A 26,683-nucleotide genomic window follows, 5' to 3' on the forward strand; every position below is an offset into this window, starting at 1 on the left:
TCCGTACCTGGGAGTACCGGGCTTCAATGCGTTGGTTCGTAACCCGAGCGACCTTTAGACCTAAGGATTCGTCCATGACCTCGCAACCCTCCCTTGCGAAGGAAGACGGCCGACCGGGCGATCCCGGAACGCCCGACTCCCCCGTCGTCGGCGCCCCGCACGGCTCAGGCGGCCTCCAGGCCGGTCTCAAGAACCGTCATCTGTCGATGATCGCCATCGGCGGTGTCATCGGCGCCGGGCTCTTCGTCGGCTCCAGCTCCGGCATCGCCGCGGCCGGTCCCGCCATCCTGCTCTCGTACGCGCTCGTCGGCCTGATGGTCGTCTTCGTCATGCGCATGCTGGGCGAGATGGCCGCCGCGCGGCCGACCTCCGGCTCGTTCTCGGCCTACGCCGACCGCGCGCTCGGCCGCTGGGCCGGCTTCTCCATCGGCTGGCTCTACTGGTTCTTCTGGGTCGTGGTGCTCGCCGTCGAGGCGACCGCCGGGGCGAAGATCCTGCACGGCTGGGTCGGGGCGGTCCCGCAGTGGGGCTGGGCACTGATCGTGATGATCGTGCTGACGGCCACCAACCTCGTCTCCGTCTCCTCGTACGGAGAGTTCGAGTTCTGGTTCGCGGGGATCAAGGTCGTCGCCATCGGCGCCTTCGTCGCCATCGGGCTGCTCGCCGTCTTCGGCATCCTGCCCGGCTCGGACAACCCCGGGGACGGGTTCGCGCATCTGACCGATGCCGGCGGATTCATGCCGAAGGGCGCCGGGGCCATCCTCACCGGTGTGCTGATGGTCGTCTTCTCCTTCATGGGCAGCGAGATCGTCACGCTGGCCGCCGGTGAGTCCGAGGACCCGCAGCGCGCCGTCACCAAGGCCACCAACAGCGTGATCTGGCGTATCGGCGTCTTCTACCTCGGCTCGATCCTCGTCGTGCTCACCCTGCTGAAGTGGAACGACCCGGCGATCGTCAAGGACGGCTCCTACGTCGCCGCGCTCAACTCGATCGGCATCCCGCACGCCGGACAGATCATGAACGTGATCGTGCTGACGGCGGTGCTCTCCTGCCTCAACTCCGGCCTGTACACCGCCTCCCGCATGGCCTTCTCGCTCGGCCAGCGCGGTGACGCGCCGCGCGCCTTCGCCCGTACCAACGCGCGGGGCGTGCCGCAGGCGGCCATCCTCTGCTCGGTCCTCTTCGGGTTCGTCGCGGTCTTCTTCAACTACAAGTGGCCCGACACCGTCTTCGACTTCCTGCTGAACTCCTCGGGCGCGGTCGCGCTGTTCGTCTGGCTGGTCATCTGCTTCACGCAGCTGCGGATGCGCGGGATCATCCTGCGCGAGACGCCGGAGAAGCTGACGGTCAAGATGTGGCTCTTCCCGTATCTGACGTGGGCGACGATCGCGATGATCTCGTTCGTGCTGGTGTACATGCTGACGGACGACGCCGGGCGCAAGCAGGTGCTGCTGTCGCTGCTGGTGGCGGCCGTGGTCGTGGCCATCGCGCTGGTGCGGGACTTCACGCAGCGCGGCTCCGCCGTTCAGAGCGGTGTGAAGGACGAGGTCACCGCGGAGTAGGTGCGCAGGGCTTCGTCCTCGGTGGCGGCGAGGTACCAGATGTTGATCTGGTACGACTTGCCGCCCTGGTCGAAGCCGGTCTGGCGGGCCTTCCAGGGGGCGCCGTCCTGAGTGAAGTGGTAGTCCCACACGACGGCCGGACGGCCGTGGAAGGTGGTCCGCTCCAGCCGGATGGCGCGGTACCCCGGGACGTCGTGGGAGCCCTGTTCGGCTTCCTGCCACTGGGTGAGGAGATCGCCGCCGCGTACGAGTGCGTACGAGGCGGCGATCTCCTGTTTTCCGCCGGGGGCGTGGTAGTGGACGTTGGAGGGGCTCTTGGCGGTCCGCGTCCACGCCGCGGGGGGCGCCCAGGCGAAGCCGGTCTCGTCGCGGGTGCCGGGGGGACGGGAGGTGCCGGCGACGGTGGGAGTGGGGGCGTGGCTGGGGGTGTGGCCGGGGGTGGGGTGGCCCCGGTCGTGGGTGGTGGTGAGGACGAGGGTGGTGGTCGCCGCTACGGCGGTGACGGCGAGGGCGGCGAGGGCCGCACGGCGGCGACTCCCCCACCCCGCCCCTTCCCTGAAGCCCTGGGCGGGCGGCCGGGGGGTGGGCTGACGCCCCGGGTCCGGTGGGGGCGGAAGGGGTACTTCGGGTGCGGGAAGAGCCGGGCTCACCGGGGCTACGCCCCCGAACCCCCACGCGGGGGCCTCGTTCCCCGCGGCCCGCTCGGGGCCGCGCCCCGGGGCCGGTGGGGGTGCCTCCGGTGCGGGGGCAGGTTGGTTCGTCGGGGTTTCGGTCCCCGCGGCCTCCTCGGGGCCTTGCCCCGGGGGCGCCGGTGGCGGTCGGTCGCGTACGTCGTGCGGGGGGTTCGGAGTCGTTCGGTGTACCGCCACCGTGGGGGGATGCGGGGCCGGGGACAGGAGTGTGGGTGGGGCCGCTATCGGGAGCAGGAGCGCCGACAGGGTGTCCAGGGTCGGGCGGTCGGCCGGGTCCTTCTTGAGGAGGGACGCCAGGGTGGGGGTCAGGGGGCCCGCCGCGGGCGGGAGTTCGGGCTCCTCGTACAGGACCGCGTGCAGCGTCGACAGGGTCGTCTCGCGGGCGAACGGGGACTGGCCGCCCACCGCCGCGCACAGCGTCGCCCCGAGCGACCACAGGTCCGACGCCGGACCCTGGGGACGGCCCCCCACCCGCTCCGGCGCCATGTAGTCCGGGGAGCCGACCAGCATCCCCACCACCGTCAGCGCCGCCGCGTCCTGGATCGCCGCGATGCCGAAGTCGGTCAGGACCACCCGGCCGGTCCGGCCCAGCAGGACGTTCCCCGGCTTGATGTCCCGGTGCAGGACCCCCACCGCGTGCACCTCCCGCAGCGCCTCCACCAGGCCCAGGCCGATCCGCGCCGCCTCGCGCGGGGCCACCGGCCCGTCCTCGATGAGGAGTTGCTCCAGGGAGCGCGCGTCCACCAGCTCCATCACGATCCAGAGGCGGTCGGACTCCTCCACCACGTCATGGACGCGCACCACGTTCGGATGGTCGATCCGGGCCGTCGCCCGCGCCTCGCGCAGGGTGCGCTCGCGGCGGATGCGGCTGTCCTCCGCGTCGAGGTCGCCCATCCGCATCTCCTTCACGGCGACCTGGCGGGCGAGGACGTCGTCGAACGCCCGCCACACCCGCCCCATTCCGCCCTGGCCGATCGTGGCGTCGAGCCGGTATCGCCCCGCGACCAACAGCCCCCGAATTCCCGGCATTACCGCCCGCCCCCTCAGTACCTGGTACGCCCAGGACAGAAACACGAACTTGCCACCATCACAGCATAATTCCGCGAAATCTTGTGGGACCCTTCTCAGCACTGCTCTCAGTACGCCGGCCGTTCAACTCGGCTGAGGGGGATGGAAATGCGTTCGAAGAAACACTGGGGATCTCTGGCCGCCGGGCTCTTCGCCGGGGCGTTGTTATTGCCCTTCGGGGCGGCCGCCCATGCGGCCGATCCGACACCCGGCAGTGACCAGGGCGGATCGCCCGGTCCCAGCGCTCCGGCCGAGCTCAAGATCTCGACGGAGCTGCCGAAGGAAATCAAGGTCACCCATTCCTCCGGGAAGACCACGCTCACCGCGAGGATTCTCAACAAGGGCACCAAGGACACCGGCCGGATCACCCTCACCGTTCTCGGTCTCGACGGTATGCGGATCACCGGCGTCGACGGCTGTGCCACCGTCCCCGAGAACAAACTGCCGAAGGGGACCAACACCGGTTTCGCCTGCGCCATCGACAATCTCGCGGCCGGCACCGACAAAACGTATGACGTCGCGGCCACTTACGATCTGAACAGGACCGGGAAGATCTGCCTGCCCGTCACCGAGGGCGCCGAGGGCACCGGCGGGAAACTGCTGTGGCAGCAGGGCCCGGTCCCCTTCGGTACGAGCAAGCCGACCCCCAACGCCCCCGACACCCCGCTGCTGCTCGGCACCGACAACGTCCCGGCCGCGCCGCCCGCAGGCTCCGCGAGCCCCTCCCCTGCCGCGCCCGGCACCCCCGCCCCGCCGTCCCAACTGCCCAGGACCGGCGTCAACGACGGCATCCTTCCGCTGCTCGCCGCCGCCTGCCTGCTCCTCTTCGTCGGCACCACCGGCATCTGGTGGGCCCACACCCGCCAGCACCACCGCAGGCGTATGCATTAGGGGACGAGTACGAGGACACGGACGCGGACGCCGACGCGGACGTACGGAGGGCCCGGGCGCGCATCTCGCGCGACCGGGCCCTCCGCGTCGTACTGGTCTCAGCCGTACTGGTCTCAGCCGTGCCGGTCCGTGCCGTACCGGCTTCCGCCGTACCGCTACTTGCGGCCCACGAACTTCCACGCCGTCGGCAGCGCACCCATCGCCAGCGCCGCCTTCAGCGCGTCCCCGAGCAGGAACGGCGTCAGGCCCAGCGCCACCGCGCGCGTCAGGGACACGTCCGCCGAGGCCGCCAGGTACGGCACGCCCACCGCGTAGATGATCGCCGAGCCCAGCACCATCGTGCCGGCCGTGCGCAGGGCCGAGCGGTCGCCGCCGCGGCGGGCCAGCGCGCCCACCACCGTGGAGGCGAGCAGCATGCCCAGGACGTAGCCGAAGGACGCGCCGCCCGCGCCCGAGGTGCCGTTCGCGAACCAGGGCATCCCGGCCGCGCCGATCAGCGCGTACAGCCCGAGCGAGAGGAAGCCGCGGCGGGCGCCGAGCGCGGTGCCGACCAGCAGCGCGGCGAAGGTCTGGCCGGTGACGGGGACCGGGGAGCCGGGGACGGGCACCGCGATCTGGGCCGCGAGGCCGGTGAGGGTCGCGCCGCCGAGGACCAGGACGGCGTCCCGGGTGCGGGCGCCGGGCAGCAGGTCGGCGAGGACCCTGCCGGTTCCCCCGGTACGGGGTGCGGCAGGGGCAGTGACAGTGGTCGTGGCCATCGTGGGCTCCGCGGGATCGGGGACGGGCAGCGAGATACATGCAAGGGACACGGTGACGTTAGCCGAGGGATTCTCACTGGATCACCATCAGCGGCCCACAAAGCGGCGGTTGGGGCCTTGGTGGAGATCGCACAAAGGCCGGACTGCTTCCGTCCGACGGGGTGACCCTCGTCACTGCACCGATGAGGAGTACGTGCGGTTTTGCGGATCCGGCGCGGGCTCGGGGAGACTGTAGGTTCCCCATAAACGATCAGTTGCTGATCCGAGAGAACGAGCGCCATGCACGACGGCAAGACCACGGCCGGGGCCACCGCCGCCGACACCGCCTCGGTGGATCCCGAGCCGCTGTCCCACGGGCTGAAGCAGCGCCATCTGACCATGCTGGGCCTGGGCGGGGTGATCGGCGCCGGGCTCTTCGTGGGGTCGGGCGCCGGGATCGCGGTGGCGGGGCCGGGGATCGTCGTGTCGTATCTCATCGCGGGCGCCATCGCGATGCTGGTGATGCGGATGCTCGGGGAGATGTCGTCGGCCATGCCGGCTTCGGGGTCGTTCTCCGTGCACGCCGAGCGGGCGCTGGGGCGGTGGGCCGGGTTCAGCGTGGGCTGGCTGTACTGGTTCCTGCTCGTCGTCGTGCTCGCCGTGGAGGCGACCGGCGCGGCGCAGATCGCCCATGGGTGGGTGCCGGGGATGCCGCAGTGGGCGTGGGTGCTGGTGTTCATGGTGGTGTTCACCGTGGCCAACCTGGCGGCCGTGAAGAACTTCGGCGAGTTCGAGTTCTGGTTCGCCACGCTCAAGGTCGGCGCGATCGTGCTGTTCCTGGTCCTGGGGCTGCTGGCGGTCTTCGGGGTGCTGCCGGACACCGATCCGGTCGGGTTCGCCAACCTGACCCGGCAGGGCGGCTTCCTTCCCGCCGGCTGGGACGGCGTGGTCTCCGGCGTCCTCGCGGTGATCTTCGCCTTCGGCGGTCTGGAGGTCGTCACCATCGCGGCGGCCGAGTCGGACGACCCGGTGCGCGCGGTCGGGCGCGCGGTGCGCAGCGCGGTGTGGCGCATCCTCTTCTTCTATGTGGGCTCGATGCTGGTGATCGTGACCCTGCTGCCGTGGACGTCGATGCGGCCGGGGCACAGCCCGTACGTCGCCGTGCTCGACTCGATCGGTGTCCCGGGCGCCGGGCAGATCATGAACGTCGTGGTGTTCGTGGCGCTGCTCTCGGCGCTGAACGCCAATCTCTACGGCTCGTCCCGGATGGTCTTCTCGCTGGCCGAGCGCGGCGAGGCGCCGAAGGGGCTGCTGAAGGTGGCGGGGGGCGGTGTGCCGCGGCGGGCGGTGCTGGCGTCGGTGGCCTTCGGGTTCGTCTCGGTGCTGCTCAATCTGAAGTGGCCCGACTCGGTCTTCCTCTACATGCTCAACGCGGTCGGCGCGGTGCTGCTGTTCGTCTGGGGGCTGATCGCCGTCTCGCAGCTGCGGCTGCGCCGGCGGATCGAGCGCGAGGCCCCGGAGCGGCTGACCCTGCGGATGTGGGGCTTCCCCTGGCTCACCTGGACGGCGCTCGCGGCGATGGCGGCCGTGCTGGTGCTGATGCTCTTCGACGACGGGGCCCGGCCCCAGGTGCTGTGGTCGGCGGGTGCGACGGCGGCGGTGCTGCTGGTCGCCGTCGTACGGGAGTGGCGGACGCGGGCGGCGGAGTCCGGCGGTCCGTCGGCCGACCGAGCGTCAGGTCGGTAGTTACGGGCGGGTTTGGCGGGACCCACGAGGCCGGAGGTGTGCATTCCGTGTGCAACTTGTGCGCAGGGCTTCACGCTGTGTGAGTCGAGTGTCCGGATAGCGGTCTGGTGTTCCCTCTGAGCGGGGCCGCCTCCAGACTGTGGCTCCCGCCCCCCGTCTCAGCTACTGAACAGGGCCTGCCCATGTCCCGGACAAACGCGCCCGCGACGACCGACGCCCCGCCGAAGGTCGACTCCCCTCTCACCCACGGTCTCAAGCAGCGCCATCTCTCGATGATCGCCCTCGGCGGCGTCATCGGCGCCGGGCTCTTCGTCGGCTCCGGCGCGGGCATCGCCGCCGCGGGGCCCTCGATCGTCCTCGCCTACGGCATATCCGGCGCCCTCGTCATGCTGGTGATGCGCATGCTGGGCGAGATGTCGGCGGCCAACCCCGCCTCCGGCTCCTTCTCCGTCCACGCCGAACGGGCCATCGGGCCCTGGGCCGGCTTCACCGCCGGCTGGTCGTTCTGGGTGCTGCTCTGTGTGGCGGTCGGCCTGGAGGGCATCGGCGCCGCGAAGATCGTCACCGTCTGGCTGCCCGGTACGCCGGAGTGGGCCTGGGTCGCGCTCTTCATGCTGGTGTTCACCGCCACCAACCTCGCGGCCGTGAAGAACTTCGGCGAGTTCGAGTTCTGGTTCGCCGCGCTCAAGGTCGCGGCCATCACGCTCTTCCTCGTCCTCGGCCTGCTCGCCATCCTCGGCGTGCTGCCCGACACCCCCGCCCCCGGCACCTCCAACCTCACCGGCGAGGGCGGGTTCCTGCCCAACGGCTCCGAGGGCCTGGTGCTCGGCCTGCTCGCCTCCGTCTTCGCGTACGGCGGCCTGGAGACGGTGACGATCGCCGCGGCCGAGTCCGAGAAGCCGGTGCAGGGCGTGGCCCGCGCGGTGCGTACGGCGATGTGGCGCATCGCGGTCTTCTACATCGGCTCGATGGCGGTCATCGTCACGCTGGTGCCGTGGAACGACAAGACCGTGGTGGCGAAGGGCCCGTACGTGGCGGCCCTCGACCACCTCGGCATCGACGGCGCCGGGCAGATCATGAACGTGGTCGTCCTGGTGGCCCTGCTCTCCGCGATGAACGCCAACATCTACGGCGCCTCGCGCATGGCGTACTCGCTGGTCGAGCGGGACCAGGGCCCCAAGGCGCTCGGCCGGATCTCCGGCGGCGTGCCGCGCGTCGGGGTGCTGTGCTCCTCGGTCTTCGGCTTCGGGTGCGTGCTGCTGAGCTACTGGCGGCCGGACGACGTCTTCCCCTGGCTGCTGAACATGATCGGCGCGGTGATCCTGGTGGTCTGGATCTTCATCGCCGTCTCCCAGCTGCTGCTGCGCCGGCGCACCGAGCGCGAGACGCCGGAGAAGCTGGTGGTGCGGATGTGGCTGTACCCGGGGCTGACCTGGGTGGCGCTCGCCGCGATGGCCGCGATCTTCGTCCTGATGGCGCGCCAGTCCGACACGCGGGACCAGCTGATGGCGACGGGCGTGCTGACGGCCGTCCTGGCGGTGCTCGGCTACGTCCGGCAGCGGACGGCGGCCCGCCGGGCCGTCTGATCCCGCCGCTTCTTCCCGAAGAGCCCTGCGTCCACCGGTCCTAGACCCGCGGACGCAGGGCTTTTTGCTGAGGTGCCCCTGAGCCGCGCACCCGCATACCTGCTGGTAGCGTGCACTTGCACATCAGTTGCAACAAGCAGTCGGAGGGGCTTCGGACATGGCCATTTACACGCTTCCTGAACTTCCGTACGACTACGCCGCGCTCGAACCCGTCATCAGCCCGGAGATCATCGAGCTGCACCACGACAAGCACCACGCGGCGTATGTGAAGGGCGCGAACGACACCCTGGAACAGCTCGCGGAGGCCCGCGACAAGGACGCCTGGGGCGCGGTCAACGGCCTGGAGAAGAACCTCGCGTTCCACCTCTCCGGCCACATCCTGCACTCGATCTACTGGCACAACATGACCGGTGACGGCGGCGGCGAGCCGCTGGAGAAGGACGGCGTGGGCGAGCTGGCGGACGCCATCGCCGACTCCTTCGGCTCCTTCGCCAAGTTCAAGGCCCAGCTGACCAAGGCGGCGGCGACGACGCAGGGTTCGGGCTGGGGCGTCCTCGCGTACGAGCCGGTCAGCGGCCGTCTCGTCGTCGAGCAGGTCTACGACCACCAGGGCAACGTCGGCCAGGGCTCCACCCCGATCCTGGTCTTCGACGCCTGGGAGCACGCCTTCTACCTCCAGTACAAGAACCAGAAGGTGGACTTCATCGAGGCGATGTGGCGCGTCGTCAACTGGCAGGACGTGGCGAAGCGTTACGCCACCGCCAAGGACGCCGGCAACACCCTGCTGCTGGTCCCGTAGGGACCCCCCGATCGTCCTGCTCGTGATCGTCTTCTCACCTTTCACGTGCGGGCGGAAAGACGGACGGCCCCCGTGAGGACGTGACTCGCGGGGGCCGTTCGCCGTGCGCCACGCCGCTCACCGGTGCTTCCGCCCCGGCGCGCGGGTGCGGTGCGCCGGTCCTTCACCCTTTCGCGCCGGGGCCGTTGTCAGTGCCGGATGCCATGCTCGGGGCCATGGACACACAGGAGTTCTGGACGCTCATCGACGACGCCCGCGCGCAGGTGGCACACGCGGCCGACGCCGAGGCGGTCGCGGCGCGGGCCGCGGCCCTGCTCGCGGCCCGGCCGGCCGACGAGATAGTGGCGTTCCAGCAGGTCTTCTGGGACCTGATGGCCGCCTCCTACCGCCAGCCGCTCTGGGCCGCGGCGTACACGATCAACGGCGGGTGCTCGGACGACGGATTCGACTACTTCCGGGGCTGGCTGATCGCGCAGGGGCGCGAGGTGTTCGACGCGGCGGTGGCCGACCCGGACGGCCTCGCGGGCGTGGCGGCCGTGCGGGACGCGGCGGTGGAGGGCTGGGAGGTGGAGTGCGAGGAGGCGCTCGCCATCGCCTGGAACGCGCATCTGGCCGCGACCGGCGAGAAGCTGCCCGGCGACAGCTTCACGATCCGCTACCCGGAGCTCGACCCCGGCTGGGACTTCGACTTCGACGACCTGGGGGAGATGGCGAGGCGCCTGCCGCGCCTGGCCGCGCTGTACGGGTGAGGGACGCGCCCGGCCCCCGCGAGCGGGCGGCTCGCGGGGGCCGGGGGTGCCGGGGCCGTGCTCAGTCGAAGACGGGGCCCTGGGTGCGGGTGCGCTTGATCTCGTAGAAGCCCGGGGTGGAGGCGACCAGGAGGGTGCCGTCCCACAGGCGGGCGGCGGCCTCGCCCTTGGGCGCCGGGGTGACGACCGGGCCGAAGAAGGCTATCTGCTCGCCGTCCGCGCCGGGCACGGCGATGACCGGGGTGCCGACGTCCTGGCCGACCTTGTCGATGCCCTCCTTGTGGGAGGCGCGCAGCTCGGCGTCGAACTCGTAGGCGCTGTTGTCGACCTCGGCGTAGTCGGCGAGGTCGGCGGGCAGGCCCGCCTCCTCCAGGGCGGCGACCAGGACCTCGCGGCCGGAGCCGAGGTCCTGGTTGTGGATCCGGGTGCCGAGCGCGGTGTAGAGCCTGCCCAGCACCTCCTCGCCGTGCTTCTGCCGCGCGGCCATGACGACCTTCACCGGGCCCCAGGCGCGGTTGACCAGGAAGTCGCGGTAGGACTCCGGCAGCTCGTCCAGCCTGTCCTCGTTGAGGACGCCCAGGCTCATCACATGCCAGCGGACCTCGACGTCACGGACCTTCTCGACCTCCAGCATCCAGCGGGACGTCATCCAGGCCCAGGGACAGAGCGGGTCGAACCAGAAGTCGACGGGGGTCTTCCCGGTCTGGGACGTGGTCGGGGACATGTCTCTCCTCATGGGGGCAACACCGGGTGGATCACGGGGGAGAACGTCCCGAGCGGCCCGGCGCATTCCCGCGTGTCCGGGGCCGGGCGGGCATGGCAGGATCAGCGGTGTTCGAACGAGACACGAAGGAGTGCCCGTGCCCGGTGAGAATCTGTCCCGCGACGAGGCCCGTGAACGGGCCGACCTGCTGTCCGTCGACGGGTACGAGGTCGCTCTCGACCTGCGGTCCGCGGTCGGGGACGCCCCGGACGGGCCGCGGACCTTCCGCTCGCTCACCACGATCCGGTTCCGCTGCGCGCGGCCGGGCGCCGGCTCCTTCGCGGACCTGGTCGCCCCGTCGGTGAACGCGGTCACCCTCAACGGCAAGCCGCTGGACGTGGCCGAGGTCTTCGACGGCACCCGGGTGGCGCTGGCGGACCTCGCGGCGGAGAACGTGCTGGTGGTCGACGCGAACTGCGCGTACAGCCGGACCGGCGAGGGCATGCACCGCTTCGTCGACCCGGAGGACGGCGAGGTCTACCTCTACACCCAGTACGAGCCGGCCGACGCCCGCCGGGTCTTCGCCAACTTCGAGCAGCCCGACCTCAAGGCCCCCTACCGCTTCGAGGTCCGGGCCCCCGAGGACTGGACGGTGTGGTCCAACGGCGAGGGCGAGCGGGCCGGGGACGGCGTGTGGCGGTTCGCCGAGACCAAGCCGATCTCCACGTACATCACCTGTGTGGTCGCCGGTCCGTACCACTACGTGACGGACACCTACACGCGCGCCCTCGACGACGGCACCACCCTGGAGATCCCGCTCGGCGCGATGTGCCGCAAGGGCCTGGCCCGGCACTTCGACGCGGACGACGTCTTCCTCGTCACCAAGCAGGGTCTGGACTTCTTCCACGACCAGTTCGACTACCCGTACCCGTTCGGCAAGTACGACCAGGCCTTCGTGCCGGAGTACAACCTCGGGGCGATGGAGAACCCGGGCCTGGTGACCTTCCGCGAGGAGTTCATCTTCCGCGGCAAGGTGACCCGGGCGGCCTACGAGCGGCGCGCCAACGTCATCCTGCACGAGATGGCGCACATGTGGTTCGGCGACCTGGTCACCATGAGCTGGTGGGACGACCTGTGGCTGAAGGAGTCGTTCGCCGACTTCATGGGCAGCTTCTCGCAGGTGGAGGCGACCCGGTTCGACAACGGCTGGATCACCTTCGCCAACGGCCGCAAGTCCTGGGCGTACCGCGCGGACCAGCTCCCCTCCACCCACCCGGTCACGGCCGACATCCGCGACCTGGAGGACGCCAAGCTCAACTTCGACGGGATCACCTACGCCAAGGGCGCATCGGTCCTCAAGCAGCTGGTGGCGTACGTGGGGCGGGAGGCGTTCCTGGAGGGCGCCCGGCGCTACTTCGAGCGCCACGCCTACGGCAACACCCGCCTGGCCGACCTCCTGGCGGTGCTGGAGGAGGTCTCCGGGCGCGACATGGCCGCGTGGTCGCGGTCCTGGCTCCAGACCGCGGGCGTCAACTCCCTCACCCCGCAGGTCACCTGTGACGCGGGCGACCGCGTCACCGAGCTCGCGGTGGTCCAGGAGGCCGTCGAGAGCCACCCCGCCCTGCGCCCGCACCGCGTGGCGGTCGGTCTCTACCGCTCCGAGGCGGGCGCCCTCGTGCGGTACGCGCGCGCCGAGGTCGACGTGGACGGGCCGCGCACGGTGGTGACGGAGCTGGCCGGGGCCGAGCGGCCCGAGCTGGTCCTCGTCAACGACGACGACCTCACGTACTGCAAGATCCGCTTCGACGAGGTCTCGCTCACCACCCTGCGGGCCCACCTCGGCGACCTCACGGACCCGCTGGCCCGCGCCCTGTGCTGGTCGGCGCTGTGGAACCTGACGCGGGACGCGCTGATGCCCGCGCGCGACTTCGTCGACCTGGTCCTCGCCCACGCCGGGCGCGAGACGGACATCGGCGTGCTCCAGATGCTGCACACCTGGACCCGCTCGGCGCACACCCACTACGCGGCGCCCGAGTGGCGCGAGCAGGGCGGGCGGCTGCTGGCCGAGGGCGCGCTGCGCGAGCTGCGGATCGCGTCCCCCGGCAGCGAGCACCAGCTGGCCTGGGCCCGTTTCTTCGCCTCCACGGCGACCACCGACGCCGACTTCCAGCTCCTGGAGGGGCTCCTCGCGGGGACGGCGAAGATCGACGGGCTGGAGGTCGACCAGGAGCTGCGCTGGGTGCTCCTGGAGCCGCTGGCCGCGCACGGCCGGGCGGACGAGTCGGTGATCGGCGCCGAGCTCGCCCGTGACGACACCGCCTCCGGCAAGCGCCACCAGGTGCGCTGCCTGGCGGCCCGGCCCTCGGCGGCGGTCAAGGCGCAGGCCTGGGCCCAGGTCGTGGAGTCGGACGCGCTGTCGAACGCGCTGGTGGAGGCCACCATCGCGGGCTTCGCCCAGCCCTCGCAGCGCGAGCTGATCGCTCCGTACGCGCCGAAGTACTTCGAGGTGATCGAGCGTCTGTGGACCGAGCGGTCCATCCAGATCGGCATGGACGTGGTGCGCGGGCTCTTCCCGAGCCTGCGGGACAACCGCGCGACGCTCGATTCCACGGACGAATGGCTGGCCGCGCACCAGGACGCGGCCCCGGCGCTGCGCCGGCTGGTCCTGGAGGCCCGTGACGACCTGGCCCGCACCCTGCGCGGCCAGGCCTGCGACGCGGCCGCGGGCGCCCGCTGAGCCGGATCGGGGGGCCCGGCGCCGGGCCCCCTGATCGGCACTCGAACGCCCGTACTTTAGGACGGGCTTGTCCGGAATTGTCGACGAGCGTGTAACAGCGGTTAAGGGCCGCTCCGGGCGCGGAAAACCCCCCGGCATGAACCACAACACCCCGACCTTCGGCGGCGAGACCCCCTCCCCGCTGTCCCCGCGCCCGCTCAGCCACCTCACCGGCGTGCAGCGCCGCGTCTACTCCGCCGCCCAGTTGCGCGCCCACGGCGTCCCGGCCGCCACCGCCGCCGCCCAGTGCCGACCCGGCGGCCCCTGGCAGCAACTGCTCCCCGGCGTCTACGTGTTGCACCCGGGGCCGCCCACCAGCGAGGAGCGGCTGCACGCGGCCCTGCTGTACGCGGGGCGCCCCGCCCCCGAGCGCGCCAAGGCGGTCCCCGTCCAGGGCCAGGCGCACGCCGCGCCCGTCGAGGCGGTCGTCACCGGCCTCGCCGCGCTGGCCCTGCACCGCTTCTCCTCCGCTCCCCCGCTGCTCTCCCTGGACCACATCGACGTACTGGTGCCGCGCACCCGGCGGCTGCGCTCGACCGGCTGCGTGCGGCTGGTGCGGGCGCAGGTGATGCCGGTGCCGGAGCCGGTGGCCGGGGTGCCGGTGGCGCCGGTGCCCAGGGCCCTGGCGGACGCGGTGGCCGAGCTGACCGACGCCCAGGCGGTACGCCGGCTGCTCACCGAGGCCGTACGCGGCGGCCACTGCGAACCGGCCGCCCTGGTGCGGGAGTTGACGCGGGCGCGGCTGCTGACGCGGGGCCATGTGGTGGACGCGGTGGACTCGCTGCTCGCCGAGGGCCGGGCCATCGCCGAGAGCCGCCTCTACGAGATGGTGCGCGTCCACGACCTGCCCGACCCGCTGTGGAACGTGGACCTGCGGCTGCCGGGCGGGCCGCACATCGGGGGCGTGGACGCGTACTGGCCGGACCAGGCGGTGGCGGTCGAGCTCGACACCCGGGCGCCGCGCCAGGGCCGGCGGCGCGAGGAGGGGGCCGAGGACGACCTGTGGAGCGAGTACGCCCGCAGGCGCGAGACCCTGGAGCGGCTGGGGATCACCGTCGTCCACCTCACGCCCAGGAAGCTGCGCGAGGCGATGGAGCAGCAGGCGACCGTGGTCCGCACCGCCCTGATGGCGTCGGTGGACCGGGAGCCGGCCGCGTACGTGGTGGTGCTCCCCCAGTGACGGGCAGGCGCCGCACCCTCACTTCACGGGTTTCGCCGTGGGAGCGGTGCCGCAGAACTCGGCGTTCACCACCGCCAGGCCGTCGCCCGACCAGTCGTTGTTGAAGTTGAACGCCAGCGAGTGGCGCCCGTCCTTCGTCGTGAGCGCCATCGACGAGGAGCCGTGGATGCCGCCGTCGTGGCCCCAGACCGCGACGCCGCAGGGCAGTGTGGTCGTCATCAGACCCAGTCCGTAGCGGCCTTCGGGGTGGTCGGGGCCGACGGGGACGGTGGTGGTCATCTCCGCCAGCTGGCGGCGCGGCAGCAGCCTGCCGGTGAGCAGGGCCCGGTAGAAGCGGTTGAGATCGGCGGAGTCCGACACCATCTCCCCGGCCGAGCCCCCCATCGACGGGTTGAGCGCGGTCACGTCGTAGGTCCTGCCGGCCGTCTTCTCGGAGAGCTTGGAGTAGGCCCGGCCGCTGGGCTTCGGCATCCGGGCGTCGGTGCCGGGCAGCGAGGTGGCGCGCAGACCCAGCGGACGCAGGACCCGGCGCTCGATCTCGGTGGCGTAGGAGTGGCCGGTGGCCTTCTCGATCACCATTCCGGCCAGGATGAAGTTGGTGTTGGAGTAGTGCCAGGAGGTGCCCGGCGCGAAGTCGGGGGCATGCTTCATCGCGATGTCCGTCAACTGCCGCGGGGTGTAGGTGTCGTAGCGGTGCCGCAGGAAGTCCGTGCCGAAGACCCGCTGCCCGAAGTCCTGGTCCTCGGTGTAGCTGTAGATGCCGCTGGTGTGGTTGAGGAGTTGGCGCAGGGTGATCCTCGTGCCGTCGTGGCCGTGGCCCCGCACCACGCCCGGCAGCCAGTGGTCCACGGTGTCGTCCAGGCTCAGCCGGCCCTCGGCTTCGAGCTGGAGGACGACGGTGGCCACGAACGTCTTGGTGATCGAGCCGATCCGGTAGCGGTCCTCGGCGCGCCGCTCGCGGCCGGTGCGCAGATCGGCGACGCCCGCGTCCCCGTTCCAGGCGCGTCCGCCGTCCTCGGCCCTGCCGACCACCCCCGGCACCCCGTCCGCCACGGCCGCGTCCATGGCCTGCTGGGTGGCCCGGTGGAGCGGCGCGGGCGGCGCCTGCCGTGCGGAGGCCGGGGCCACGCACACGGTCGCGGTGATCCCGGCGGCGACGGCCATCCCGAGGGCGGCGGTCCTGACGCTCCTGCCCGTACGTACCGACATGCGCTCTCCCTGTCGTCCGCGGCGCCCGGAACGGCCCCGTCGGCGGACAGGACCCGGCCGGTGCCTGGGGAGTTGCCCGGCGGGGACGGGGTGGAGCGCGTTTCGGCCGAATCCGCGCCGTGCGCGCAGTCCGCGCCCCGGCCCGGTACCGGTGTGGCACGGGGGAAGGGGGCCCGCGCCCGGTGCCCGACGGCCGGGTGCGGCGACGGTGCGCAGGCGGCCCGTCACCGGACCCGTGTCCGCGCGGGCTGATTCGCCCTGGTTCACCCCGCCTCGGCCCCGATGGCGTATGGCGGGATACCGCCATGTCCGATTCCGGGCTCGGTCAACTCTCCACAAACAACCGTCATATAGGAAATGCTCAGCGGTCATCCGGCACCGTATTCCGGACCCTTTCTGACCATTAGGGATGCAGATGACCTCCGAATCGCCGCGCGCCATACCCGGCGCTAGACGCACGGCCCGCATAGCGGCCGCGGCAGGCCTGGTGGCCGCGCTCATCACCGCGGGCGCCGCCCCCGTCTTCGCCGCGGAGACGGCCGATCCCACTCCCGCCCCGGTGAAGTCCACGTCGGCGAAGTCCCCGGCGGACAAGCTCGGCGCCGCCGACGAGCAGCGGCTCGCCGAGGCCCAGGCCAAGGGCGAGCAGACCGTCACCGTGATGGTCGCCACCGCCCCCGGCGCCACCGGCGCCGTCTCGCACCAGCTCGACGCGGTGCCCGGCGCCACCGTCGGCAGGACCGACGACAAGCTCGGCTACGTCCGGGCCACCCTGCCCACCGGCAGCGCCGAGTCCGCCCTGAAGGCCGCCGCCAAGCTGCCCTCCGTCCACGGGATCGACCTCAAGCAGGAGATCCAGCTGGACGACCCGACCCCGTCGGCCGACAGCGCCAAGGGCGCCGCCGCCCCGCGCCGGTCGCTCTCGGGCTCGTACGCGGCGCCGGGCAAGGACACGCCCGCGAAGAACCCGTACAACCCCTCCTTCGAGACGGGCGCGGTCGACTTCGTCAAGCAGCACCCCAAGGCCGACGGCCGCGGCATCACCATCGGCGTCCTGGACTCCGGTGTGGACCTGGGCCACCCGGCGCTCCAGAAGACCACCACCGGCGAGCGCAAGATCGTCGACTGGGTCACCGCGACCGACCCGGTGGCCGACGCCGACGGCACCTGGCGCCGGATGAACACCGCCGTCTCCGGACCGGAGTTCACCTACCAGGGCCGCACCTGGAAGGCCCCGGCGGGCAGCTACGACGTCAGCCTGTTCTCGGAGAAGATCACCGCGGGCGGCGACGCCAAGGGCGACGTGAACCGCGACGGCGACACCACCGACACCTGGGGCGTGCTCTACGACCCGGTCGCGGGGACCGTCCGGGTGGACCTCAACAACAACGGTGACTTCACCGACGACGAGGCCATGAAGCCGTACAAGGACGGCTACCAGGTCGGCTACTTCGGCACCGACAACCCGGTGACCGACGTCGTCGAGCGCATGCCGTTCACCGTCGAGATCCGCAAGAACGTGAAGTACGACGCGGCCGGGCACACCTCCGACTACGTCAACATCGGCATCATCGAGTCCGAGCACGGCACCCACGTGGCGGGCATCACCGCCGCCAACGGCCTGTTCGGCGGCAAGATGAGCGGCGCCGCCCCCGGCGCGAAGATCGTCTCCTCGCGGGCCTGCAACTGGTCCGGCGGCTGCACCAACATCGCGCTGATGGAGGGCATGACCGACCTGGTGGTCAACCGCCACGTCGACATCGTCAACATGTCGATCGGCGGCCTGCCCGCGCTCAACGACGGCGCCAACGCGCGCGCCGAGCTCTACAAGCGCCTGATCGACACCTACGGCGTCCAGCTGGTCATCTCGGCCGGCAACTCGGGCCCCGGCCTCAACACCATCGGCGACCCGGGCCTGGCCGACCACGTCATCTCGGTCGGCGCCAGCATCTCGCAGCAGACGTGGGCCTCCAACTACGGCTCCAACGTGGCGAAGAAGTACGACATGATGCCGTTCTCCTCGCGCGGTCCGCGCGAGGACGGCGGCTTCACCCCGACGCTGTCGGCGCCGGGTGCCGCGATCAACACCACGCAGACGTGGCTGCCGGGCTCCCCGGTCAAGGAGTCGGGCTACACGCTGCCGGCCGGCTACTCGATGCTCCAGGGCACCTCGATGGCCTCGCCGCAGGCCACCGGCGCCGCGGCCCTGTTGCTCTCGGCCGCCAAGCAGAAGCACCTGGACCTGGCCCCGGCCGACCTGCGCACCGCGCTGACGTCGACGGCCAAGCACATCAAGGGTGTCCAGGCGTACGCCGAGGGCGCGGGCCTGATCGACATCGTCGACGCCTGGGACGCGATCCAGGGCGGCGCCACGGCCCACGAGTACACCGTCAAGGCGCCGGTGAGGACCGCGCTCGACTCCGCGCTCAAGACGCCGGGCTTCGGCACCGGCATCTACGACCGCGAGGGCGGCCTCAAGGCGGGCGAGAAGAAGACGTACGACGTCACGGTCGCCCGCACCACGGGCCCGGACAAGGCCGTCAAGCACAAGCTGTCGTTCAAGAACAACGACGGCACCTTCACGATCCTGGGCAAGGATGAGATCGCCCTGGAGCTGAACAAGCCGGTCACCGTCAAGGTGCAGGCGCGGCCGAAGTCGGCGGGCGTGCACAGCGCCATCCTGGAGGTCAACGACAAGCGGACCAAGGGCGTGGACCAGCAGATCCTCGCCACCGTGATCGTCTCCAAGCCGCTGGCCAAGGCCTCGGGCTTCGCCCTCACGGACTCGTCCTCGGTGCAGCGCAACAGCACCAAGTCGTACTTCGTGACCGTCCCGGCCGGCGCCAAGGCCCTTGAGGTCTCCATGGGCGCCCTGCGCTCGGGCAGCCAGACCCGGTTCATCGCGATCCACCCCTACGGTGTGCCGGTCGACGAGACGGGGACGCCCAACTGCTACCCGAACTACGACAACCCGGCCAACACCTGCCGCCCCGACCTGCGCTCCTACGCGGACCCGCAGGCCGGTGTGTGGGAGATCGAGGTCGAGTCGCGCCGTACGTCTCCCTACCTCGACAACCCGTACAAGCTGGACGTGGCGGTGCTCGGTGCCACCTTCGACCCGGCCGTGAAGACCGTGCCCGAGGCGAAGATCGGCACCTCGGCCCCGGTCGAGTGGAAGGTCACCAACGGGTTCGCGGCCATCGACGGCAAGCTCCAGGGCGGCTCGCTCGGCTCCGCGAAGGTCGCCAAGCCGACCATCAAGGCCGGTGAGGTCCAGACGACCACGCTGACCGTCGGCGAGGGCGTGGAGCGCCTCGACGTCGCCATCGGCGGCGTCTCGGACGCCGCGGCCGACCTGGACCTCGCGGTCCTCAAGGACGGCGTGCAGGTCGGCTCGTCCGCGGACGGCGACTCCGAGGAGGCCGTCAGCCTGGTGAAGCCGGCCGCCGGCACCTACACGATCCAGGTCGCGGGCTACGCCGTCCCGTCCGGTTCGACCACGTACAACTACCGTGACGTGTACTACGCGCCCTCGCTCGGCGCCGTCAAGGTGGACGAGTCGAAGGCGGTCAAGCTGGCCACCGGCGCCACGGCGGCCGTCTCCGCGCAGGTCGTGGTGGCCGGCGCGGCTCCCGAGGGACGCCAGTTCTTCGGCGAGGTCAAGCTGGTCAACGCGCGCGGCACGGCCGCGGGCACCGGCAGCGTCGTGATCGAGAAGGTCACGCCGTAACGGAGTGAGCACGTGCGAGGGGCCCGGCGTTCGCGAGAACGCCGGGCCCCTTTTTTTGATCCGTACGGCCGCGGGCTCAGCCCTTGAGGGAGCTCAGGTCCTGGGCGTAGGTGCCGACCGCGTGGGCGATGACGTCGACGTTGAGGTCGAAGTACTTCTTATCGATGTTCTTCAGGGTGTCACCGGCCGCGTGGTAGTTGGCGTCGTACGGCTTGCCCGCCGCGCCGCCCGCCCGGGCCGCCTGCTCCTCGGTCTTGAGGCCCTCGGCGCCGGTGAACGTGCCGCCCGCCGGGATGCCCTGCTCGATGAACGGGCCGTAGTCGGAGCGGCCGTCGAAGTCGGTGCCCCAGTGCGCGACGCGCCGCTTGTCGAGGTAGCCGTTGATCAGCCGCTCGATCTGCGCGGAGCCGGCCGGGCCGGCGCCCGCGCCCGTGTTGTCGGAGTTGTCGCCGTCGTAGACGAGCTCGGCCGGGTTGGGCGAGGCGATCATGTCGAAGTTGAGGTACAGCTTGATCTGCTGCTTCTGCTTCTCCGTCAGGGACTTGACGTAGTGCTCGGAGCCCAGCAGGCCCAGCTCCTCGCCCGACCACCAGGCGAACCGCACCTTGTTGGCGAGCGGCTTGGGGTGCTTCCCGGTCTGCTTGGTCTCCTTGGCGAGCTTCAGCGCGACCTCCAGCAGACCGGCCGACCCGGAGCCGTTGTCGTTGATGCCGGGCCCGGCCTTGACGGAGTCGAGGTGGCTGCCGAGCGCGACCACGCTGGACGGGTCGCCGCCCCTGGTCTGCGCGACGACGTTGCGGGTCTTGTGGGCTACCGCCTCGGTGGCGACGTCCAGGGTGACGGTGACCTCACCCTTGGCGACCTGCGCGGCCAGCGCCTCGCCGTCGGCGAGGGAGATGCCGGCGGCCGGGATGTGCGCGTTGGCCGGGTCGCTGACGGTGCCGTGGACGGGGGTGTCGCCGGAGTGGTTGTAGAGGATGATCCCGGCCGCGCCCGCCTGGGCCGCGACGGCCTCCTTCTGTACGAAGGTGCAGTTGCCGCGCTTGACCAGGGCGATCTTCCCGGCGAAGGAGCCCGCCGCGTAGTCGTCGAGCTCGCAGCCGGGGGTGGCGTCGACGCGGGCCGCCTTCACCTGGGCGGTGAGGCCACCGGCCGGGGTCGCCTTGCTGAAGTCGAAGGCGGTGGTCTTCAGCTCGCGCGGCTCGGGCGTGACGACGGCGAGCTTCTCGCGCAGGGTCTTCGACTCGTAGATGTCGAAGTCCTGGTACGCGACCTCGTACCCGGCCTTCTTCAGCCGGCCGTAGACGTACGCGGCCGAGGCGTCGAAGCCGGGCGTGCCCGCGGCGCGGTTGCCGCCGTGGGCGTCGGCGATCTTCTGGAACTGCTCCAGGTGGCGGTAGGCGCTCTCCCCCGAGGCCTGGGCGACCAGCTTTCTCGCGAGCCGTTCGGCCTGGCGGTGCGGGTCCTTGCCGGTGTGCGGGTTCGCGACGGCGGGACCGGCCGCGCCCAGGAGTACGGGGGCTGCGGCCAGGAACGCTATGGCTTTGCTGCGGCGGGATGCGCGCACGGGGCTCCTCCGGAATACGGTTGCCGGTGATCGTTTATCGGTCCGGACGGCAGGACCGTAACCAGCGAAAGGGCCGTGTGGGGGTATTCCCGGGCGGATGCAACAGAGCCGCCATGAACTCGTCACAAGTGGGAAGGGGTCTCCCGCTTACGCCGTCCGGGGCGTCCCACACCCCGGACAATGGATTGGACAAGTCCGCCGGGCGCCGACGCATGATGGGAGCGCCCGCCGCATATGCGCGTACCTGCGCTTACAGAAGGAGTCACCGTGAGGGTCGGAATCGTCGGAGCCACCGGACAGGTCGGCGGAGTCATGCGGAGCATCCTCGCCGAGCGGAAGTTCCCGGTCGACGAGCTGCGCCTGTTCGCCTCCGCGCGCTCCGCGGGCTCCACCCTCACGTGGGAGGGCCGGGAGATCACCATCGAGGACGCGTCCACGGCCGACTACACCGGCCTGGACATCGTGCTCTTCTCGGCGGGCGGGGCGACCTCGCGGGCGTTGGCGGAGAAGGTGGCCGGGCAGGGCGCCGTCGTGATCGACAACTCCTCCGCCTGGCGGCGCGACCCCGAGGTGCCGCTGGTGGTCTCCGAGGTGAACCCCGAGGCGATCAAGGACCGCCCCAAGGGGATCATCGCCAACCCGAACTGCACCACGATGGCCGCGATGCCGGTCCTGCGCCCCCTCCACGAGGAGGCGGGGCTGACCGCGCTGGTCGCCACCACCTACCAGGCGGTCTCAGGCTCGGGCCTCGCGGGCGTGGCGGAGCTGCACACCCAGGCGTGCGCGGTCGCCGAGACGGCGGACCAGCTCGCCTTCGACGGGGAGTCGGTGTCCTTCCCGGAGCCCGGCGTCTACAAGCGGCCGATCGCCTTCAACGTGCTGCCGCTGGCGGGCTCGATCGTGGACGACGGGTCGTTCGAGACGGACGAGGAGCAGAAGCTGCGCAACGAGTCCCGCAAGATCCTGGGCATCCCGGAGCTGAAGGTCTCCGGCACGTGCGTCCGGGTGCCGGTCTTCTCCGGGCACTCGCTCCAGGTGAACGCGCGCTTCGAGCGGCCGATCGGGGTGGAGCGGGCGTACGAGCTGCTCGGCTCGGCGCCGGGGGTGGAGCTCTCGGAGATTCCCACGCCGCTTCAGGCCGCGGGGAAGGACGCGTCGTACGTGGGGCGGATCCGGGTGGACGAGACCGTGGAGAACGGGCTCGCGCTGTTCCTTTCCAACGACAACCTTCGCAAGGGGGCGGCGTTGAACGCGGTGCAGATCGCGGAGCTGGTGGCGCGGGAGCTGCGGGGCTAGCGTTTTTCGCCCCACCCCGCCCCTTCACCTAGACCCTCCGGGGGTGGGTGGGGGCGAAGGTGTGCTGCCCGGGGGCACCACCCCCGGGCCCCCGGGCGGGCCTGCGCCCCAGCCCCCGGCCCCCCGGCGGGGCTGCGCCCCTGCACCCCCTTTGCAGGGCCCGCGGCCCCCGCCCCAGACTTCACGTTCGCCTGCGGCCCGTACGGGGTTCCCCGCGCCCTTGGGCACGCGTTCACCTACCGCCCGGTGGTGGGTTGCTCGCGCAGTTCCCCGCGCCCCTGGGCACCCGTTCGTCCACCGACCGGTGGGGGCTGCTCGCGCAGTTCCCCGCGCCCCTGGGCACCCGTTCGTCCACCGACCGGTGGGGGCTGGTCGCGCAGTTCCCCGCGCCCCTGGGTACCCGTTCGTCCACCGACCGGTGGGGGTTGCTCGCGCAGTTCCCCGCGCCCCCAGACACCCGTTCGTCCACCGACCGGTGGGGGTTGCTCGCGCAGTTCCCCGCGCCCCCAGACACCCGTTCGTCCACCGACCGGTGGGGGTTCCTCGCGCAGTTCCCCGCGCCCCTGAAAGCCCGGGGCTACGCCCCTGGATCCCTCCCTGGCTACCCACATCGCGCCCGCACCCACGGAGGGCTCGCCACTGCCCTCGGGTCGGAGGTGCCTTGAGGGGCGCGGGGAACTGCGCGACCAGCCCACCACGGCCTGCGGACAAAAGCCCCCGAACCCCGCCGCAGGCACTACGCACCCCACCCCCATCCCCCTGGGGGCGCGGGGAACTGCGCGAGCAACCGACCACCCACCCGCAGACGAACCCCGGGCCGCCCCGCCCCCGGCCTACCGCCTCCGCACCTCGAAGTGGAAGCACCCGTAGTCCACCGCCCGCACATGGACCAGCACCACCCGGGGATCCGCGAAGGCCTCCGCGAAGGCCGTCTCGAAGGCCTCCGTCGAGTCGGAGGGGAGTTCCAGCAGGCTGCCCCCGATGATCCGACCCCCCGCGTCGTACCGCCGCACCACCCGCAGCGCCCCCTCCCGCGCGAACGGGTACCCCTCCCACTCCCCCGGCCCCCCGCACTCCGCGTGGACGAACACCGGGCCCTGCTCGTCGTACGCCCCCGGCTCCACCCCCGTCGCGGCCGCCCAGCGGCGCAGCGGCGCGTAGGAGACGAGGGCGATCCGCTCGCCCGGCGCGCTGCGGCGCAGGCAGCAGCGGAGCGGGGCGTCGCCCTCCTCGTCGGTGAAGGGAGCGAAGGCGCGCCCGGCGTCGTCCGTGACGCGAAGCTGTGCCAGCGCGGAGGGCGGGATCGGCAGGGGCGAGTAGGCCGGTGCGTCCGTCGGCCGGATCGGACCGGTCGGCCGGGGCATCTGGGTCGGCCGGGCCATCTGGGTCGACTGAGTGATCTGGGTTGGCTGAGTTGGCTGGGTTGGCTGAGTTGGCTGGGTCATGCGTCCAGGCTGCCGGGCGCCCCCACCCCCTCACCGGCGGAATTCGGACCTGGAACCCGCCGGGCAAAAGCCCTGTACGCCCCGCGGACGTCTCGTGCAAGGATGGCCGAAACCGTAGAGAAGTCCTGAAGGAGATGGCCGGGTGCCTGGCACGAATCTGACCCGTGAAGAGGCCCAGCGGCGCGCGGAGCTGCTGAGCGTCGACTCGTACGCGATCGAGCTCGATCTGAGCGGCGCGCAGGAGGGCGGGACCTACAGGTCCGTGACCACCGTGCGCTTCGACTCCGCCGAGGACGGCGCACAGACGTTCATCGACCTCGTCGCGCCCACCGTGCACGAGGTCGTCCTCAACGGCACCGCGCTCGACCCGGCCGCCGTGTTCGCCGACTCGCGCATCGCGCTCGCCGGTCTGCGGGCGGGGGCGAACGAGCTGAAGGTCGTCGCGGACTGCGCGTACACCAACACCGGCGAGGGCCTGCACCGCTTCGTCGACCCGGTCGACGACCAGGCGTACCTCTACACCCAGTTCGAGGTGCCGGACGCCCGCCGCGTCTTCGCCTCCTTCGAGCAGCCGGACCTGAAGGCCACCTTCCAGTTCACCGTGAAGGCCCCCTCGGGCTGGACCGTGATCTCGAACTCACCGACCCCCGAGCCGGCCGACGACGTATGGGTCTTCGAGCCGACGCCCCGCATCTCCAGCTACATCACGGCGCTGATCGTCGGTCCGTACCACAGCGTCCACTCCTCGTACGAGAAGGACGGGCAGTCCGTGCCGCTGGGCATCTACTGCCGTCCCTCGCTCGCCGAGTTCCTCGACGCCGACGAGATCTTCGACGTCACCCGGCAGGGCTTCGACTGGTTCCAGGAGAAGTTCGACTACGCCTACCCGTTCGCCAAGTACGACCAGCTCTTCGTGCCGGAGTTCAACGCGGGCGCGATGGAGAACGCGGGCGCGGTGACGATCCGGGACCAGTACGTGTTCCGGTCCAAGGTCACCGACGCCGCCTACGAGGTGCGGGCCGAGACCATCCTGCACGAGCTCGCCCACATGTGGTTCGGCGACCTCGTCACCATGGAGTGGTGGAACGACCTGTGGCTGAACGAGTCGTTCGCCACGTACACCTCGATCGCCTGCCAGGCGTACGCGCCGGGCTCCAAGTGGCCGCACGCCTGGACCACGTTCGCCAACTCCATGAAGACCTGGGCGTACCGGCAGGACCAGCTCCCGTCGACGCACCCGATCATGGCGGACATCCGCGACCTCGACGACGTGCTCGTCAACTTCGACGGCATCACGTACGCCAAGGGCGCGTCGGTGCTCAAGCAGCTCGTCGCGTACGTCGGCATGGACGCGTTCTTCCAGGGCGTGCAGGCGTACTTCATGGCGCACGCCTTCGGCAACACGCGCCTGTCCGATCTGCTCGGCGCGCTGGAGAAGACCTCCGGGCGTGATCTGAAGACCTGGTCGAAGGCGTGGCTGGAGACGGCCGGCATCAACGTGCTGCGTCCGGAGATCGAGGTCGACGGCGAGGGCGTCATCACCTCCTTCACCGTCCTCCAGGAGGCCCCGGCGCTGCCCGCCGGCGCCCAGGGCGAGCCGACCCTGCGCCCGCACCGGATCGCGATCGGCTTCTACGAGCTGAACGAGACCGGCAAGCTGGTGCGCACCGAGCGCGTCGAGCTGGACGTGGAGGGGGCGCGCACGGCGGTCGAGCTCCCGGCGGGCACCCGCCGCCCGGCGGTCGTCCTCCTCAACGACGACGACCTCAGCTACGCGAAGGTGCGCCTCGACGAGGAGTCCCTGAAGGTCGTCACCGCGCACCTCGGGGACTTCGCCGAGTCGCTGCCGCGCGCGCTGTGCTGGGCCTCGGCCTGGGACATGACGCGCGACGGGGAGCTCGCGACCCGCGACTACCTGGCGCTGGTGCTCTCCGGCATCGCCAAGGAGTCGGACATCGGTGTGGTGCAGTCGCTGCACCGCCAGGTGAAGCTCGCCCTTGAGCTGTACGCGGCGCCCGAGTGGCGCGAGACGGGTCTGGCCCGCTGGACCGAGGCGACGCTGGAGCAGCTGCGGGCGTCGGCGCCCGGCAGTGACCACCAACTGGCGTGGGCGCGGGCGTTCGCGGCCACCGCCCGTACCGGTGAGCAGCTCGATCTGCTCCAGGGGCTCCTCGACGGCACCGAGGCGGTGGACGGCCTGGCCGTCGACACCGACCTGCGCTGGGCGTTCGTCGAGCGCCTCGCGGCGACCGGGCGCGCGGACGAGAAGGTGATCGCGGCGGAGCTGGAGCGCGACCGCACGGCGGCGGGCGAGCGCCACGCGGCCACCGCGCGCGCCGCGCGTCCCACGGCCGAGGCGAAGGCCGAGGCGTGGGCGTCGGTGGTGGAGGGCGACTCGCTGCCCAACGCCGTGCAGGAGGCGGTCATCGGGGGCTTCGTCCAGGTCGACCAGCGCGAGCTGCTCGCCCCGTACACGGAGAAGTTCTTCGCGGCGGTCAAGGGTGTGTGGGAGTCGCGGTCGCACGAGATCGCGCAGCAGATCGCGACAGGGCTGTACCCGTCGCTCCAGGTGTCGCAGGCGACGCTGGACACGACGGACGCGTGGCTGGCGTCGGCGTCCCCGAGCGCGGCGCTGCGGCGGCTGATCTCGGAGTCGCGGGCGGGGGTCGAGCGGGCGCTGCGGGCGCAGGAGGCGGACGCGGCGGCGTAGGTTTTCTCCCCCACCCCGCCCCTTCCCTGAACCCTCCGGGGGTGGGGCGGGGCGGGTTTGCCCGGGGTGGCACCCCCGGTCCCTGCGGGACTTGGGGTGCCTCCGGGCCTTCTACGGGACCTGCGCCCCGGGTCCCCGCTTGCGGGGCCTGCGGCCCCCGTGCCCCGCTGGCACGTATCTCGGCTGCGGCCCGTCTGTGGCTGGCCGCGCAGTTCCCCGCGCCCCTAACCACCCAGG

Annotated in this window: 17 protein-coding genes; 11 read left to right on the forward strand and 6 right to left on the reverse strand. The window is 71.5% G+C overall.

The genetic code is table 11. The features are described from left to right. Nucleotides 1-74: 74 nt before the first annotated feature. Nucleotides 75-1,562 carry an amino acid permease gene (locus tag ABZ404_RS19450; protein ID WP_358831459.1) on the forward strand — a complete coding sequence of 496 codons (1,488 nt, stop codon included), beginning with the start codon at nucleotides 75-77 and terminating at the stop codon, nucleotides 1,560-1,562. On the opposite strand, the gene ABZ404_RS19455 is transcribed toward ABZ404_RS19450, so the two are convergent. Beyond that, entirely contained in the window at nucleotides 1,526-3,283 is a 1,758-nt protein-coding gene (locus ABZ404_RS19455) for a serine/threonine-protein kinase (protein ID WP_358831460.1), read from the reverse strand. The two genes, ABZ404_RS19450 and ABZ404_RS19455, sit on opposite strands and share 37 nt — an antisense overlap. Nucleotides 3,284-3,430: 147 nt before the next feature. Between ABZ404_RS19455 and ABZ404_RS19460 the strand changes: the two genes are divergently transcribed. After that, complete coding sequence (locus tag ABZ404_RS19460; protein WP_358831461.1) at nucleotides 3,431-4,213, forward strand: hypothetical protein; 783 nt, start codon at nucleotides 3,431-3,433, stop codon at nucleotides 4,211-4,213. A gap of 155 nt (nucleotides 4,214-4,368) precedes the next feature. On the opposite strand, the gene ABZ404_RS19465 is transcribed toward ABZ404_RS19460, so the two are convergent. Beyond that, nucleotides 4,369-4,971 (reverse strand): biotin transporter BioY, encoded by a 603-nt coding sequence (locus tag ABZ404_RS19465; protein ID WP_358831462.1) that lies wholly within the window; start codon nucleotides 4,969-4,971, stop codon nucleotides 4,369-4,371. Between the two features lie 279 nt (nucleotides 4,972-5,250). Between ABZ404_RS19465 and ABZ404_RS19470 the strand changes: the two genes are divergently transcribed. From ABZ404_RS19470 to ABZ404_RS19485, 4 genes are all read left to right on the forward strand, one after another. After that, the gene (locus tag ABZ404_RS19470) at nucleotides 5,251-6,696 is read left to right on the forward strand and encodes an amino acid permease (RefSeq protein ID WP_358831463.1); all 1,446 of its coding nucleotides are present in this window, start codon (nucleotides 5,251-5,253) and stop codon (nucleotides 6,694-6,696) included. A 182-nt stretch (nucleotides 6,697-6,878) separates the two neighbouring features. Beyond that, the gene (locus tag ABZ404_RS19475; RefSeq protein WP_358831464.1) at nucleotides 6,879-8,282 is read left to right on the forward strand and encodes an amino acid permease; all 1,404 of its coding nucleotides are present in this window, start codon (nucleotides 6,879-6,881) and stop codon (nucleotides 8,280-8,282) included. Between the two features lie 157 nt (nucleotides 8,283-8,439). Beyond that, on the forward strand, nucleotides 8,440-9,081 hold the full coding sequence (locus ABZ404_RS19480; protein ID WP_358831465.1) for a superoxide dismutase: 642 nt from the start codon (nucleotides 8,440-8,442) through the stop codon (nucleotides 9,079-9,081). A gap of 215 nt (nucleotides 9,082-9,296) precedes the next feature. Beyond that, nucleotides 9,297-9,830 (forward strand): DUF4240 domain-containing protein, encoded by a 534-nt coding sequence (locus ABZ404_RS19485; protein WP_358831466.1) that lies wholly within the window; start codon nucleotides 9,297-9,299, stop codon nucleotides 9,828-9,830. A gap of 61 nt (nucleotides 9,831-9,891) precedes the next feature. Here the strand turns inward: ABZ404_RS19485 and ABZ404_RS19490 are convergent, their stop codons facing one another. After that, complete coding sequence (locus ABZ404_RS19490) at nucleotides 9,892-10,554, reverse strand: DsbA family protein (protein WP_358831467.1); 663 nt, start codon at nucleotides 10,552-10,554, stop codon at nucleotides 9,892-9,894. Between the two features lie 136 nt (nucleotides 10,555-10,690). On the opposite strand from ABZ404_RS19490, the gene pepN (ABZ404_RS19495) reads away from it, so the two are divergent. Both pepN (ABZ404_RS19495) and ABZ404_RS19500 read left to right on the forward strand, forming a co-directional pair. Continuing rightward, the gene (pepN, locus tag ABZ404_RS19495; protein WP_358831468.1) at nucleotides 10,691-13,270 is read left to right on the forward strand and encodes an aminopeptidase N; all 2,580 of its coding nucleotides are present in this window, start codon (nucleotides 10,691-10,693) and stop codon (nucleotides 13,268-13,270) included. A 136-nt stretch (nucleotides 13,271-13,406) separates the two neighbouring features. Continuing rightward, nucleotides 13,407-14,489 carry a hypothetical protein gene (locus tag ABZ404_RS19500; protein ID WP_358831469.1) on the forward strand — a complete coding sequence of 361 codons (1,083 nt, stop codon included), beginning with the start codon at nucleotides 13,407-13,409 and terminating at the stop codon, nucleotides 14,487-14,489. 18 nt (nucleotides 14,490-14,507) lie between these two features. On the opposite strand, the gene ABZ404_RS19505 is transcribed toward ABZ404_RS19500, so the two are convergent. Continuing rightward, the gene (locus tag ABZ404_RS19505; RefSeq protein WP_358831470.1) at nucleotides 14,508-15,698 is read right to left on the reverse strand and encodes a serine hydrolase domain-containing protein; all 1,191 of its coding nucleotides are present in this window, start codon (nucleotides 15,696-15,698) and stop codon (nucleotides 14,508-14,510) included. A 409-nt stretch (nucleotides 15,699-16,107) separates the two neighbouring features. Here ABZ404_RS19505 and ABZ404_RS19510 point away from each other — a divergent pair, with 409 nt between their 5' ends. Beyond that, nucleotides 16,108-19,428 carry a S8 family serine peptidase gene (locus ABZ404_RS19510; RefSeq protein WP_358831471.1) on the forward strand — a complete coding sequence of 1,107 codons (3,321 nt, stop codon included), beginning with the start codon at nucleotides 16,108-16,110 and terminating at the stop codon, nucleotides 19,426-19,428. Between the two features lie 76 nt (nucleotides 19,429-19,504). Here the strand turns inward: ABZ404_RS19510 and ABZ404_RS19515 are convergent, their stop codons facing one another. After that, entirely contained in the window at nucleotides 19,505-20,995 is a 1,491-nt protein-coding gene (locus ABZ404_RS19515; RefSeq protein ID WP_358831472.1) for a M28 family peptidase, read from the reverse strand. A gap of 267 nt (nucleotides 20,996-21,262) precedes the next feature. On the opposite strand from ABZ404_RS19515, the gene ABZ404_RS19520 reads away from it, so the two are divergent. Then, on the forward strand, nucleotides 21,263-22,291 hold the full coding sequence (locus ABZ404_RS19520; RefSeq protein ID WP_358831473.1) for an aspartate-semialdehyde dehydrogenase: 1,029 nt from the start codon (nucleotides 21,263-21,265) through the stop codon (nucleotides 22,289-22,291). An 833-nt stretch (nucleotides 22,292-23,124) separates the two neighbouring features. Here the strand turns inward: ABZ404_RS19520 and ABZ404_RS19525 are convergent. Beyond that, nucleotides 23,125-23,655: a DUF1203 domain-containing protein gene (locus ABZ404_RS19525; protein WP_358831488.1), complete on the reverse strand. Its 531-nt coding sequence runs from the start codon at nucleotides 23,653-23,655 to the stop codon at nucleotides 23,125-23,127. A 223-nt stretch (nucleotides 23,656-23,878) separates the two neighbouring features. On the opposite strand from ABZ404_RS19525, the gene pepN (ABZ404_RS19530) reads away from it, so the two are divergent. Next, nucleotides 23,879-26,446: an aminopeptidase N gene (gene pepN / locus ABZ404_RS19530; RefSeq protein WP_358831474.1), complete on the forward strand. Its 2,568-nt coding sequence runs from the start codon at nucleotides 23,879-23,881 to the stop codon at nucleotides 26,444-26,446. Nucleotides 26,447-26,683: the final 237 nt, after the last annotated feature.

The organism is Streptomyces sp. NPDC005878 (genome assembly GCF_040629815.1).
Taxonomy (GTDB): Bacteria; Actinomycetota; Actinomycetes; order Streptomycetales; family Streptomycetaceae; genus Streptomyces.

Excerpts from the sequence above, each read along its gene's own strand:
- ABZ404_RS19500 (WP_358831469.1), top strand. The coding sequence starts at position 13,407 with ATGAACCACAACACCCCGACCTTCGGCGGCGAGACCCCCTCCCCGCTG.
- ABZ404_RS19470 (WP_358831463.1), top strand. The coding sequence starts at position 5,251 with ATGCACGACGGCAAGACCACGGCCGGGGCCACCGCCGCCGACACCGCC.
- ABZ404_RS19460 (WP_358831461.1), top strand. The coding sequence starts at position 3,431 with ATGCGTTCGAAGAAACACTGGGGATCTCTGGCCGCCGGGCTCTTCGCC.
- ABZ404_RS19450 (WP_358831459.1), top strand. The coding sequence starts at position 75 with ATGACCTCGCAACCCTCCCTTGCGAAGGAAGACGGCCGACCGGGCGAT.
- ABZ404_RS19475 (WP_358831464.1), top strand. The coding sequence starts at position 6,879 with ATGTCCCGGACAAACGCGCCCGCGACGACCGACGCCCCGCCGAAGGTC.
- ABZ404_RS19485 (WP_358831466.1), top strand. The coding sequence starts at position 9,297 with ATGGACACACAGGAGTTCTGGACGCTCATCGACGACGCCCGCGCGCAG.
- ABZ404_RS19490 (WP_358831467.1), bottom strand. The coding sequence starts at position 10,554 with ATGTCCCCGACCACGTCCCAGACCGGGAAGACCCCCGTCGACTTCTGG.
- ABZ404_RS19480 (WP_358831465.1), top strand. The coding sequence starts at position 8,440 with ATGGCCATTTACACGCTTCCTGAACTTCCGTACGACTACGCCGCGCTC.
- ABZ404_RS19505 (WP_358831470.1), bottom strand. The coding sequence starts at position 15,698 with ATGTCGGTACGTACGGGCAGGAGCGTCAGGACCGCCGCCCTCGGGATG.
- ABZ404_RS19525 (WP_358831488.1), bottom strand. The coding sequence starts at position 23,655 with ATGCCCCGGCCGACCGGTCCGATCCGGCCGACGGACGCACCGGCCTAC.
- ABZ404_RS19510 (WP_358831471.1), top strand. The coding sequence starts at position 16,108 with ATGCAGATGACCTCCGAATCGCCGCGCGCCATACCCGGCGCTAGACGC.
- ABZ404_RS19455 (WP_358831460.1), bottom strand. The coding sequence starts at position 3,283 with ATGCCGGGAATTCGGGGGCTGTTGGTCGCGGGGCGATACCGGCTCGAC.
- ABZ404_RS19465 (WP_358831462.1), bottom strand. The coding sequence starts at position 4,971 with ATGGCCACGACCACTGTCACTGCCCCTGCCGCACCCCGTACCGGGGGA.